The following is an 11,524-nucleotide window of genomic DNA, read 5'->3' on the forward strand; positions in this document are numbered from 1 at the left end:
AACGGTCGAGTCCCGTTCGGTGATGGTCCGTCGTCGGGTGAAACCGGCGGAGCGACCGCCGGTAAACTGGGCAGCGACTTTCAAGGAGCCTTCATGACCGCCGCGTCCGCAGATCAGCCAGACGACCCGTCCGCCGAGGACATTCACGAGCAGAAGGCCGTCCGTCTCGCCAAGCGCGAGCGGCTCATCGCGCAGCGCACGGATGCCGCGGGCGGCGCATTCCCGGTCGCCGTTCCTGTGACACACACCATTCCGGCGCTGCGCGCCGAGTACGGCGAGCTCGAGGCCGGCGCGGAGACCGGCGTTGTGGTGGGCGTGGCCGGACGCGTGGTCTTCAGCCGCAACACCGGCAAGCTCTGCTTCGCAACCCTTCAGGCAGGCGACGGCTCTCGCATCCAGGCGATGATCTCGCTCGCGGAGGTCGGCGAGGAGTCGCTGGCGCGTTGGAAGGAATTCGTCGATCTGGGCGACCATGTCTTCGTGCACGGGCAGGTCATCTCCAGCCGCCGAGGTGAGCTGTCGATCATGGCCGACGAATGGGCCATCGCGTCGAAGGCGATCCTGCCGCTGCCGAACGCCTACTCCGAGCTCAGTGAGGAAGGCCGGGTGCGCAGCCGCTATCTCGACCTCATCGTCCGTGAGCAGGCACGCACCACGGTGCGCGCCCGTGCCGCCGTGAACGCGAGCCTTCGCGCGACATTCGGCACACACGAGTATCTCGAGGTGGAGACCCCGATGCTGCAGGTGCAGCATGGCGGAGCATCCGCTCGTCCGTTCATCACGCACTCCAACGCGTTCGACACGGAGCTGTACCTGCGCATAGCGCCGGAGCTCTACCTCAAGCGCGCCGTCGTCGGCGGCATCGAGCGCGTGTTCGAGATCAACCGCAACTTCCGCAACGAGGGCGCCGATTCCACGCACAGCCCCGAGTTCGCGATGCTGGAGGCGTACCAGGCCTACGGCGACTACAACCAGATGGCCGAGCTCACCCAAGAGCTCGTGCAGCAGGCGGCGATCGCTGTCGCGGGCTCCACCACCGTCACCTGGGCGGATGGCACCGAGTACGACCTCGGTGGCGAGTGGGACCGGATCTCGATGTATGAATCGTTGTCCGAGGCCGCTGGCCGTACCTTCACTCCCGATGACGCGGTGGAGGACCTCATCGCCTTCGCCGAGGCGAACGGCGTGGACGTCCCATCGCATGCCATCCACGGCAAGCTCATCGAGGAACTGTGGGAGCACTTCGTGAAGGGCGACCTCGTGCGCCCCACGTTCGTGATGGACTTCCCCGTCGACACCTCGCCCCTGGTGCGCGAGCACCGTTCGATCTCGGGCGTCGTGGAGAAGTGGGATCTGTACATCCGCGGGTTCGAGTTGGCCACGGGGTACTCCGAGCTCGTCGACCCAGTCATCCAGCGCGAGCGCTTCGTCGAACAGGCGAAACTCGCCGCGAGCGGTGATGTCGAGGCCATGCGTGTGGACGAGGAGTTCCTGCGTGCGCTGGAGCACGGCATGCCGCCTTCGGGTGGCATGGGGATGGGCATCGACCGCCTGCTCATGGCGATCACCGGGCTCGGCATCCGCGAGACGATCCTCTTCCCGCTGGTCAAGTAACGCACTCCGGTTGCTGGCCGCGAACCATCTTCACTGATCGCGCGCCTCGTCACGGCGGAACGACCACTCCGGCAGCATCGCTGTGTTGATCATGTTGCTGATCAGACACGCGAGCGAGTATGCCGGATCGATCTGACTGACGAGCCGCAGGTAGTGAGCGGCGTGCGAGGAGCGGCCGAGCGCCCACGACAGCCAGGCTGCTGCGGTGAGCGGCGCGGGTCTGGAAGCGCGCGGCGCGCGGGCGGCGACATTGCGAGCGATCGTCAGTGCGACCTTGAGGCGGTCGACGTCGGGGCGCGGGCCGCGCCCGAGGAACACCTCGCCCAGATCGTCCGGCACCCTCGCGCCGCCTTCTGCGTAGGCGAGCTGCGCGGTCAATGCGCGCTCGCCGGTGGGCAGGTCGGTCGCCCACTGCAGCAGCGCCACATCGCGATACCGCGGTCGCGCCATGCACCAGAGCAGCGCGGCGGTCGCGAACGGCGGCAGATTCTCCGGCGAGTCGAGCAGGTCTTCGAAGAACAGCGGTAGGTCGTCGAGCATCATGGCGGCGGCGATCGCCTGCGGATTCGTGCGTGCCTGGTCGGTGGGACCGAGATGTTCTTCACGGGCGAGCAGGTCGGATAGTTCGAGCAGCGCGCGGCCGACTCGCTCCTTCTCGACGAGGTCGACGAGCGGCAGTGCGGTTGCCGGAATCCTGATCGCCCGATACATCGGCGATCCCCGGGACCGGTGCCGGCGCGGGGATCTCGTCCATCGCACGCAGCACCGGATCGTCATGCAGATAGCTCGCCCATCCTTCGGGCGTGACGCAGAGGGCATCCACGATACGCAGCCCGAGGTCGGTGGCGAGCCCGAGCAGCTCATCGACGACGACGCTCGAGGGCAGCACGATCCCGTCAGGGGTGTGCTGCGGCGTCTCGTCGGTGTAGACCACCACGGCGACGGCATCCGTTCCGCTGACCTGCGACAGCAACGCGATCGCCGTATCGACATAGTCGTCGAGGTCGACACCGTCGTGGGGCAGATCGATGCGCATCGCACCATGGGCGCGCGAGCGCTGGAACGGCAGCAGCACGATGCTCCGCCGAGGGGTGAACCCGGCGAGGGAGGGGACGAGGCCGAGGAACTCGGCGGAATCTGTGGCACGAAGGACTGTGGTCATGCCGTGAGTGTCGTCCATCGACGAGCGCGAGAACGGTTGTGCACAGCAAGAATGCCGGCGTCGGGATGTGCAGGAATAGTGAGAGCAGCGGCGGCGTACGATAGAGATATGGACAATTTCTGGGTCGCCGCGGCATGGTCGCTCCTGCCGACGCTCGGAGTGAGCCTGGTCTTCTTCATCGTGATGCGCGGCATCATCCGGTCCGATCGCACCGAGCGCAAGGCTCACGCGCAGATCGAGGCGGAGGAGCGCGCAGCGCGCGGCCTCCCGCCCCGCGCCTCCTGAGCCGCGCGTTCCCAGGGCTTCATCTGACCGCGCCTGCGGGGTGTGTCGCCCGCACGGGCTACGCTGAGGCCTGACGCCGCATTCGGCGAAGGCGCGCGGTGGACGTCGGGGGTGAGTCGCATGGAGCAATGGCCGTGGTGGGTTTTCGGCATCGCCATCGTCATCGACATCGCGATCCGCATCACCGCGATCATCGTCATCCCGCGCAACCGTCGTCCGACCGCCGCGATGGCGTGGCTGCTCGCCGTGTTCTTCATCCCCTACATCGGCGTGATCCTCTTCCTGGTGATCGGGAATCCGCGGCTGCCCCGTGCGCGACGCCGCAAGCAGGATCAGATCAATGCGTACATCGCCGAGACCAGTGATCAGCTGCACTTCGGAACGCTGCGACCGAACCCGCCTGAATGGTTCCCGCCCCTGGTGGAGATGAACCAGAAGCTGGGCGCTCTGCCGATCTCGGGCGACAACGGCGCCCATCTGATCAGCGACTACCAGCGGTCGCTCGACGAGATGGCCGATGCCATCCGCACTGCCGATGACTATGTGCACGTCGAGTTCTACATTCTGCAGTCGGACGTCTCGACCGATAACTTCTTCCGTGCACTCGAAGAGGTCGCGGCTCGGGGCGTCACCGTGCGGGTGCTCCTCGACCATTGGGCGAACCGCTGGAAGCCCCGTTATCGCAAGACGATCAAGCGGCTCGATGCGATGGGCGCCGACTGGCACCTGATGCTGCCGATGCAGCCGCTCAAGGGGCGGATGCAGCGCCCCGACCTGCGCAATCACCGCAAGCTGCTCGTCGTCGACGGCACGCTCGCGTTCGTCGGGTCGCAGAACGTCACCGACTCCACCTACAACCTGCCGAAGAACATCAAGCGCGGGCTGCACTGGGTCGACCTGATGGTTCGGGTGGACGGGCCGATCGTGCTCGCGGTCAACGCCATCTTCCTCAGCGACTGGTACAGCGAGACCGACGAGGTGCTCGGTGAGATCGACATTACGCAGGCGGAGATCGGTACCGGAGACCTGGACTGTCAGATCGTGCCATCCGGCCCTGGCTACGAGGTCGAGAACAACCTCCGGCTCTTCCTCGCGCTGCTGTACGCCGCCCGCGAGAAGATCATGATCGTGAGCCCCTACTTCGTCCCGGACGAGGCACTGCTGCTCGCCGTCAGCGCTGCCAGCGACCGCGGTGTCGCCGTCGAGCTGTTCGTGTCGGAGGAGGGCGACCAGGCGGTCGTCTACCACGCGCAGCGCAGCTACTACGAGGCGCTGCTGCGTGCGGGCGTGCGCATCTGGATGTACCGCCGGCCGTACATCCTGCACACCAAGAGCCTCACGATCGATGACGAGGTCGCCGTCATCGGCTCGAGCAACATGGACATGCGCTCCTTCGGCCTGAACCTCGAGATCTCGATGCTGGTACGGGGCGAGGAATTCGTCGCCGAGATGCGCGCGGTAGAGGACGAGTACCGCGCGTTCAGCCGCGAACTCACCCTCGAGGAGTGGCTGCAGCAGCCGCTGCGCTCCACCGTGCTCGACAACCTCGCCCGGCTCACCTCCGCGCTGCAGTAATCCGATTCGCGGCAGACCCCCAGAACAAGGCGACAACGAAGGCCGAGGCCTCGCTATTGTGAGGGCATGAGCTTCCCCACGCGCTTCGCCACGTCCGCCGCCGCGCTCTTCGCTGCGGCCATCCTCGTCGCAGGATGCACGGCGTCGCCCGGTGACTCGGTGCCGACGAGCACGAGCACGCCGGACGACAAGGGCTCATCGGCGAACAACGGCAACGATGACCTCGATGACATCGAGGCGGCGTGGCTCGATGGCGGCCGTCAACTCGCGGTGGTGACTTGGGGTTCATCGACGTGCGTCCCGGGTGTCTCCGAGATCAGTGCTGACGGACAGACCGTGAACGTCACACTGGACGACGGTGTGCACGATGCGTCGCCGTGCACCAAGGACATCGCCCCGCGTGCCAGCCTCGCCGCGCTCCCCGAGGGCGTCGACCCGACGAAGGACGTGAAGCTCGTCGTCACTTACGGAGATCTCACCGATGACGTCGATCTGGACGGGAACGCCGCGCTCACCGGCGTGCCCGGATCCACCACCGACTTCGCTCCGAGTGCCGGCTGGTTCGATGACGAGGGCGTCGTGCTGCTCACCTGGGGTTCGTCGAGCTGCGTTCCGATCGTCGAGAACGTCGAAGAGCAGCCGGGCGGTGCGACAGTCACGCTCGCCGCCGGTGGCGAGGTGTGCACGATGGACATGGTGCCACGCCCGACGATGCTCGGCTTCAGCGACGACGGCGACGATGACGGCGAGTTCGTCCTGACTCTTGTCGGCGACAATCTCGACGGAACAGTTCCAGTACTCAGAGGCTGACGCCGATTCGGTACCGGTCCGCCCGCTAGAGCGACTCCACCGGATGCCCCTCCGGCAGTGCAAGCAGTAGCGCACCTGGTGCGATGCGGCATCGGATGCGCACGGCCTCGCCGAACGCATCCCCGTCGAGCTCGATCGGGGTGGGCCCGGTCGCGGCGGCTTCAGCGGCTTCCCCCTGCAGGTAGCGCACGGATGCGTCCCTCCCTCGGCGCTGCAGCACGAGACGGCCGGCACGCGATCTGCGCAGCACCGAGTTGTCCCACCAGATCTTGCGCCAGACACCGAGCCAGCCGAACGGGCCACTCGGCTGGATGATCGCCACATCCATCACGCCGTCGACGACCGACGCTGAGGGGATCAAGGCGATCCCAGCGGGAAGGGTGCCGCAGTTCGCGAACAGCACGCTGTGCACCTTGGTCGAATGCAGTCGCGAGTCGTCCATCTGATAGACGATGCGGAACGGCTTCGCGTTCGGGAGCGAGCGCGCGGCTCCATCGACATACGCCACCCAGCCGACCGACTTCTTCAGGTCGGGTCGCGTGTTCGCGATCATGTCGGCGTCCAGACCGATGCCGGCGAGCACGACGAAAGCATGCTCGCTCGTCTCGCCGCTCTCTCGAGTGAGGGCAGCCCAGCCGATGTCGATCGGATGCCGGTACTCGCCGAGAGCGGCGCGGATCATCGCTTCGGGTGCGGCGAGGGGCAGGCCCAGGTTGCGAGCCAGCAGATTGCCGGTGCCGCTCGGGACGATCGCCAGGGGAATGCCGGTGCCCGCCATCGTCTCTGCGACCGCGCGTACGGTGCCGTCCCCTCCCGCGACGAGGACCACATCGGCGCCATGAGCGATGGCCGCCCTCGCGGCTCCCTGCCCGGCATCCTCGATGGTGGTCTGGTGGAAGGACGGTGGCGACCACCCCGCATCCTTCGACAGCTCGCGCACAGCTGCTCGCAGACGCTTCTCGTCGACCTTGATGGGGTTGTAGACGAGGGCGGCCTCGCGTCGGGTGGCACGCGTCGTCATGGCGCTACTCTAACCCCGCCATTCGCCGGTCGGACCTCCCGGTGGACGACAGGCCAGTATGTCGGCACGTTACCGTGCTGCTCGTGCGCCTGAGTGCTCCGTCGCTAACATCGGAAGTCATCCCGCAGTCCTTCAGATATGCGACGCGCGCCGTCTCGCGGATGGACGCAGTGCCGACGATCCGCCCGCCTCGCCTTGCAGGAGCCCTCACATGTCAGAGCAGAGCCACACCCAGAACGAGATCGACGCGCACCTCGCGCAGCAGAAGAAGCGCAAGCGGCTGTGGCTGGTCGGTGGCGCCGTCGCTGCGGTCGTCGTCGCAGCAGCGATCATCACGCCGATCGTCGTGCAGAACGCCGCGCCCGAGGCCGCGGGCGACGATGAGCTGATCCCGTTGACCATCGCCGACACCGCACAGAGCGACTTCCAGGATGCGATCGTCGAGGTCGGTCGTGAGAACGGTCTCGACCTCACCTTCGTGAACTTCGATGACCCTTACCTTCCGAACACCGCGCTCGTCGAGGGCGAGGTCGACGGCAACTCCTTCCAGCACGTCGCCTGGCTCAGCCAGTTCAACAAGGAGAACGACTCAGACATCACTCCGGTGTTCTCGACCGTGATCTCCGCATGGGGGCTCTTCTCCGACGACCTCGACTCCGCCGACAGCATCCCCGATGGCGCGAAGGTCGCGGTGCCGGACGACCCGGCCAACTTCTCGCGCTCGCTGTTCATCCTGCAGACCGCAGGCGTCATCGAGGTCGACGAGAACGCCGGCGTTTTCCCCACCGAGGAGGACATCACGTCCAACCCGCGCGGGATCGAGCTCGTGCGCATCGCCCACGAGTCCGTGCAGACCAGCTACAGCGACCCGACCATCTCGGCTGTCGTGATCGCGACTGATGATTTCGACCCGGCGCTCGAGATCACGAGTGAAGATGCTCTCGTGCTCGAGGATTCTTCGGCGACGACGTCGAGCCCCTACGTGATCGTGGTCGCGACCACCGCCGACCGTGCCGATGACCCGGCATGGGAGCTCCTCGAGAAGACCTACCGCGACAAGCGCGTCGTCGCCGCCCTGGAAGAGGAGAAGCGCGGCGAGGCCACGATCGTCGAGCTGCCCGTCGACGACCTGCGCGCGGCACTCGCCGAGCTCGTCGCGCAGTAGCACCCGCAGTGCGGACAGCCCGCACGGTCAGACCGAGGATCGTATGACAGAGCGCATCCAAGTGTCCGGAGTGTCGAAGGACTACCCCGGGCGAGGAAAGGGCGAGCCCGTCCGCGTGCTCCGCGACATCGACATCTCGGTGCACGCCGGTGAGGTCTACGGGCTGATCGGTCGTTCGGGGGCGGGCAAGTCCACGCTGCTGCGCTTGATCAACGGGCTCGAGACACCGACCGAGGGACGCGTGCTGGTCGACGGTGTCGACGTGCACGCGCTGCCCCCGGCAGAGCTGCGCACCCTGCGCCACAGCATCGGGATGGTCTTCCAGCAGTTCAACCTCTGGAACTCGCGCACGGTCTTCAGCAACATCGCCACGCCGCTCAAGCTCGCGGGATGGAAGGACGACGATATCTCGCGTCGCGTGGCTGAACTGCTCGACTTCGTGGGACTCGACGGGAAGGCCTTCGCGCGCCCGCGGCAGCTCTCCGGCGGGCAGAAGCAGCGCGTCGGGATCGCACGCGCCATCGCCGCGAAGCCGTCGGTCCTGCTGGCCGACGAGGCGACGAGCGCGCTCGACCCGCAGACCACCACGGAGATCGTCGACCTGCTCCGCTCGGTGAATCAGGAGTTCGGCATCACCATCGTCGTGGTCACGCACGAGATGGATGTGATGAGCCAGCTCGCCGACCGGGTCTCGATCCTCAGCGACGGTCGGGTCGTGGAGTCGGGCGACATCCACCAGATCCTCGCCCGACCGCAGCATCCGGTGACGGCGAACCTCGTCGGCTCATACACGCGCACCTTCCTGAGCGACAAGGATCGCGACGAGCTCTCCTCCCAGTTCGCAGGCAGGCGCATCTCGGTCGCGATGGACGGCGTGATCGCAGAGGGCCCGCTGCTCTCCTCGCTCGCTCGTGCCCACTCCGTAGACTTCTCGATCATCCAGGGCGGTGTCGCGCGCGTGAAGAACCTGCCATACGGACAGCTCAGCCTTGCGCTGCACGGAGAAGATGCCGCGATCGATCGCTTCCTCGCCGAGCTCTCCACCCGGACGACGGTCACGACATGGTGACCGTCGCGCTGCTCGACCTCGATGTCGTGATCCCGAAGGTCGCGCGTGCCCTCGGTGAGACGTTGTTCATGGTGACGGTCGCCTTCTTCCTGGCATCCATCATCGGACTGATCCTCGGCATCTTCCTGTATGCGACGCGACCCGGCCAGCTGCTGCACAGCCGAGTGGTGCACACGATCCTGAACATCGTCGTGAACACGCTGCGCCCGATCCCGTTCATCATCCTGCTCATCGCGCTGACACCGCTGACCCGGGCGCTGATCGGCACGAGCATCGGGCCGGCCGCCGCGATCCTGCCGCTGACGATCGCGGCATCCGTCGGCATCGCGCGCGTCGCCGAGTCGAATCTCGTGGCGGTCGACCCCGGTGTCGTCGAGGCGGCGAAGGCATTCGGAGCCTCGCCGCTGCACATCCTGTTCGGCTTCGTGGTGCGGGAAGCCTTCGGCCCGCTGCTGCTCTCGCTGACGTTCATCTTCGTCGCCCTGATCGATGCGACAGCCGTCGCCGGCGCGGTCGGCGGTGGCGGGCTCGGAAACCTGGCCCTGACCTACGGCTATCAGCGTTTCGACTATGCGGTGATGATCCTGATCATCATCGTGCTGATCGCCCTGGTGCAGCTGGTGCAGTTCATCGGCAACCGCATCGCGCGACATTTCATCGACGGATGACGGCTGCGGTGATTCCATCTCCTCGCCGGATCGCGGTGGTCGGCGCTGGTGCTGTCGGGGCATCCGCCGCGGCGCGCATCGCCGAGCGCGGCATCGAGGTCGTGCTGATCTCGGCCGCCGCCGCAGGCAGCACACCGGTGTCGCGGGCGAGTTTCGCCTGGGTCAATGCGCACGGGAAACGGCCGGAGCAGTATCGAAGACTCAACGAGGACGGCCGCAGGGTGCACGCCGAGCGTTCGGATGCGCACGATACCGAGTGGTTCGCGCGGACCGGCGCCGAGATCGACGGCGTCCAGTACCCCGACGACGGATGGGTCGACACCAGTGCGTTCCTCGCCGCGCAGCTCGCCGATCTCCGCGCGGCCGGAGGAATGCTGCGTGACGGCATCGCCGCGGATTCGCTCGACCACGTGCGCGAACTCCTCGGTCCGGTCGACCTGATCCTCGTCGCCGCGGGGGCCGGCACCGCCGCGCTGCTGCGCACGGTGACGCCCTGCCCGCGGCTCGCGACGTCGGCGGGTGACGACGGCTTCCTCGCGAGGATCGACGTCGATGAGCACCCCCTCGACCGCATCCGCTCGCTCGCCGGTCTGCAGGTGCGCCCGGATGGTCCAGGGCGGATCGCGGTGCAGAGCCTCGGCATCGAGGCCGAACTGCGTCGCACCGGCGCCACGGCATCGGTCGGAACGGTCTGGCCAGCGTTGCGCGCCGAGATCGAGGGCGCACTGGGGTGGCGCATCCCCGAAGACGCGGGCGTCCGCGTCGACCACGCGATCCGACCCCACGCCGCCGACGGTCTGCCCTGCATCGGCCGCGTCACGCAGGATGTGTATGTCGCGCTCACGCACAGCGGCATCACCTTGGCGCCGCTGCTCGCCGAGCTGATCGCCCGAGATCTGCAGGGCGATCCCGACCCCCGCCTCGCCGCTTTCCGCCCCTGACCCGATCGGACACCCCATGACGGACACCGTCCTCACCTCGAGCGCCCTGCTGGCCGGACTCCCCGCGCGCCAGGGATTCGGCGACGCGACGCTCATCCGACTCGCCGCCGGATCGATCGACCTCGGCGGTGGCAACCCCGCGACCGATCTGCTCCCGCTCGACGTCTACCGCGATGCATTCCGAGAGGTGACCGAGAGCGACGGCTTCGCCCCGTTGCTCAAGTACTCGCCTGCGTCCGGCCTGCCGTCGCTCCGCGCGTCGATCGCCGCCCGCGAGGGCGTCGCAGCGGATCGTGTGCTCATCACGAACGGCGGCGCTCACGGCCTCGCGCTCGCCGTGCTCAGCCTCCTCGATCCCGGAGATGTGGTCGTCGTCGACGACCCGGTGTATCCGCTCTTCCTGCGCGTGCTCGATCTGATCGGCGTCGACGTCACCCCGGTGCGGGTGGGCGCCGACGGCATAGACACCGACGAGCTCGAGCACCGTCTCCGCGACGGCCTCCGTCCGAAGGCGCTGTTCACAGTGCCGACGTTCCAGAACCCGTCCGGCGTCACCCTGAGCGCTGAACGCGAGGCCGCCCTCGTCGCGCTCGCGGAGCAGTACGGCTTCGTGATCATCGCCGATGACCCCTACCGCGCCATCGCGTTCCCCTGGACCGAGGTTCCCGAGCGCAGCGCCTTCCGCGACTCCGACCGTGTGTTCGCCGTGAACACGTTCTCGAAGACGCTCGGCCCCGGCCTGCGCCTCGGATGGATCGTGCTCCCTGCCGCGATGTCGGAGCGCGTCACCTGGTTGCGCAATCGCCTCGACGGCCAGACCAGCGGCGTGCTGCAGGCCGTGGTCGATCGGATGCTGGCCGATGAGCGGTTCGACGCGTCGATCATCGCGGCCGGTGCGGGCTACGCCCGCAAGGCGGAGGCGCTGACGACGGCGCTCCGCGAGGAGTTCGCCGACGGGGTCGAGATCGCCGAACCGCAGGGCGGGTTCTTCACCTGGGTGCGGCTCGCGGGCGACATCGACTTCGCGCAGCTGTTCGAGCGATCACAGGATCTGGGCGTCACCTATCAGCGAGGGGAGTGGTTCGCCACGACCGGCGACGCGTTCCGAGGGTTCGCCCGACTGTCGTACTCGGAGGTGGGCGAGCATGACCTCACCGAGGGCGTCGCACGTCTCGCTCGGGCTTGGCGGGAGCTGACGGGCCGGGAATGACGTT

The 11,524-nt window shown here is 67.3% G+C and carries 12 protein-coding genes; 9 read left to right on the forward strand and 3 right to left on the reverse strand.

The window, feature by feature from the left end:
- Nucleotides 1–93 precede the first annotated feature (93 nt).
- A complete protein-coding gene (lysS, locus tag QFZ46_RS11560) occupies nucleotides 94–1,614 on the forward strand; it encodes a lysine--tRNA ligase (protein ID WP_307361540.1) in 1,521 nt (506 codons plus the stop codon).
- Nucleotides 1,615–1,644: 30 nt separating this feature from the next.
- Here the strand turns inward: lysS and QFZ46_RS11565 are convergent, their stop codons facing one another.
- Nucleotides 1,645–2,325, reverse strand: coding sequence for a DUF4192 family protein (locus QFZ46_RS11565; RefSeq protein WP_307361544.1), 681 nt, complete (start codon nucleotides 2,323–2,325; stop codon nucleotides 1,645–1,647).
- Nucleotides 2,216–2,776 (reverse strand): DUF4192 family protein, encoded by a 561-nt coding sequence (locus QFZ46_RS11570; protein WP_307361547.1) that lies wholly within the window; start codon nucleotides 2,774–2,776, stop codon nucleotides 2,216–2,218. The genes QFZ46_RS11565 and QFZ46_RS11570 overlap by 110 nt, the downstream gene beginning before the upstream one ends.
- A 108-nt stretch (nucleotides 2,777–2,884) precedes the next feature.
- Between QFZ46_RS11570 and QFZ46_RS11575 the strand changes: the two genes are divergently transcribed.
- The 3 genes from QFZ46_RS11575 to QFZ46_RS11585 all read left to right on the forward strand — a co-directional run bounded on the left by QFZ46_RS11575 (nucleotide 2,885) and on the right by QFZ46_RS11585 (nucleotide 5,446).
- Nucleotides 2,885–3,061, forward strand: coding sequence for a hypothetical protein (locus QFZ46_RS11575; RefSeq protein WP_307361550.1), 177 nt, complete (start codon nucleotides 2,885–2,887; stop codon nucleotides 3,059–3,061).
- 120 nt (nucleotides 3,062–3,181) lie between these two features.
- Nucleotides 3,182–4,636 carry a cardiolipin synthase gene (gene cls, locus QFZ46_RS11580; protein WP_307361552.1) on the forward strand — a complete coding sequence of 485 codons (1,455 nt, stop codon included), beginning with the start codon at nucleotides 3,182–3,184 and terminating at the stop codon, nucleotides 4,634–4,636.
- Nucleotides 4,637–4,702: 66 nt separating this feature from the next.
- Nucleotides 4,703–5,446 (forward strand): hypothetical protein, encoded by a 744-nt coding sequence (locus tag QFZ46_RS11585; protein ID WP_307361554.1) that lies wholly within the window; start codon nucleotides 4,703–4,705, stop codon nucleotides 5,444–5,446.
- A 25-nt stretch (nucleotides 5,447–5,471) separates the two neighbouring features.
- Here the strand turns inward: QFZ46_RS11585 and QFZ46_RS11590 are convergent, their stop codons facing one another.
- Nucleotides 5,472–6,467, reverse strand: a complete 996-nt coding sequence (locus tag QFZ46_RS11590) for a diacylglycerol/lipid kinase family protein (RefSeq protein ID WP_307361556.1) — start codon at nucleotides 6,465–6,467, stop codon at nucleotides 5,472–5,474.
- Between the two features lie 211 nt (nucleotides 6,468–6,678).
- Between QFZ46_RS11590 and QFZ46_RS11595 the strand changes: the two genes are divergently transcribed.
- The 5 genes from QFZ46_RS11595 to QFZ46_RS11615 are packed head-to-tail and all read left to right on the forward strand — an operon-like array spanning nucleotide 6,679 to nucleotide 11,520.
- Nucleotides 6,679–7,632, forward strand: a complete 954-nt coding sequence (locus QFZ46_RS11595) for a MetQ/NlpA family ABC transporter substrate-binding protein (RefSeq protein ID WP_307361558.1) — start codon at nucleotides 6,679–6,681, stop codon at nucleotides 7,630–7,632.
- Nucleotides 7,633–7,675: 43 nt separating this feature from the next.
- Nucleotides 7,676–8,701 (forward strand): methionine ABC transporter ATP-binding protein, encoded by a 1,026-nt coding sequence (locus QFZ46_RS11600; protein WP_307361560.1) that lies wholly within the window; start codon nucleotides 7,676–7,678, stop codon nucleotides 8,699–8,701.
- The gene (locus QFZ46_RS11605) at nucleotides 8,695–9,369 is read left to right on the forward strand and encodes a methionine ABC transporter permease (RefSeq protein ID WP_307361563.1); all 675 of its coding nucleotides are present in this window, start codon (nucleotides 8,695–8,697) and stop codon (nucleotides 9,367–9,369) included. The genes QFZ46_RS11600 and QFZ46_RS11605 overlap by 7 nt, the downstream gene beginning before the upstream one ends.
- The gene (locus QFZ46_RS11610; protein WP_307361567.1) at nucleotides 9,366–10,310 is read left to right on the forward strand and encodes an FAD-dependent oxidoreductase; all 945 of its coding nucleotides are present in this window, start codon (nucleotides 9,366–9,368) and stop codon (nucleotides 10,308–10,310) included. The genes QFZ46_RS11605 and QFZ46_RS11610 overlap by 4 nt, the downstream gene beginning before the upstream one ends.
- Nucleotides 10,311–10,326: 16 nt before the next feature.
- Nucleotides 10,327–11,520: an aminotransferase-like domain-containing protein gene (locus QFZ46_RS11615; RefSeq protein ID WP_307361569.1), complete on the forward strand. Its 1,194-nt coding sequence runs from the start codon at nucleotides 10,327–10,329 to the stop codon at nucleotides 11,518–11,520.
- The last annotated feature ends 4 nt before the right edge of the window (nucleotides 11,521–11,524 follow it).

Source organism: Microbacterium murale (genome assembly GCF_030815955.1).
GTDB lineage: Bacteria > Actinomycetota > Actinomycetes > Actinomycetales > Microbacteriaceae > Microbacterium > Microbacterium murale_A.

Bases quoted from the DNA above. Each gene is read 5' to 3' on its own strand.
- QFZ46_RS11570 (WP_307361547.1), bottom strand. From the start codon at position 2,776: ATGACCACAGTCCTTCGTGCCACAGATTCCGCCGAGTTCCTCGGCCTC.
- QFZ46_RS11605 (WP_307361563.1), top strand. From the start codon at position 8,695: ATGGTGACCGTCGCGCTGCTCGACCTCGATGTCGTGATCCCGAAGGTC.
- cls (WP_307361552.1), top strand. From the start codon at position 3,182: ATGGAGCAATGGCCGTGGTGGGTTTTCGGCATCGCCATCGTCATCGAC.
- QFZ46_RS11600 (WP_307361560.1), top strand. From the start codon at position 7,676: ATGACAGAGCGCATCCAAGTGTCCGGAGTGTCGAAGGACTACCCCGGG.
- QFZ46_RS11615 (WP_307361569.1), top strand. From the start codon at position 10,327: ATGACGGACACCGTCCTCACCTCGAGCGCCCTGCTGGCCGGACTCCCC.
- QFZ46_RS11575 (WP_307361550.1), top strand. From the start codon at position 2,885: ATGGACAATTTCTGGGTCGCCGCGGCATGGTCGCTCCTGCCGACGCTC.
- lysS (WP_307361540.1), top strand. From the start codon at position 94: ATGACCGCCGCGTCCGCAGATCAGCCAGACGACCCGTCCGCCGAGGAC.
- QFZ46_RS11585 (WP_307361554.1), top strand. From the start codon at position 4,703: ATGAGCTTCCCCACGCGCTTCGCCACGTCCGCCGCCGCGCTCTTCGCT.
- QFZ46_RS11565 (WP_307361544.1), bottom strand. From the start codon at position 2,325: ATGTATCGGGCGATCAGGATTCCGGCAACCGCACTGCCGCTCGTCGAC.
- QFZ46_RS11590 (WP_307361556.1), bottom strand. From the start codon at position 6,467: ATGACGACGCGTGCCACCCGACGCGAGGCCGCCCTCGTCTACAACCCC.
- QFZ46_RS11610 (WP_307361567.1), top strand. From the start codon at position 9,366: ATGACGGCTGCGGTGATTCCATCTCCTCGCCGGATCGCGGTGGTCGGC.
- QFZ46_RS11595 (WP_307361558.1), top strand. From the start codon at position 6,679: ATGTCAGAGCAGAGCCACACCCAGAACGAGATCGACGCGCACCTCGCG.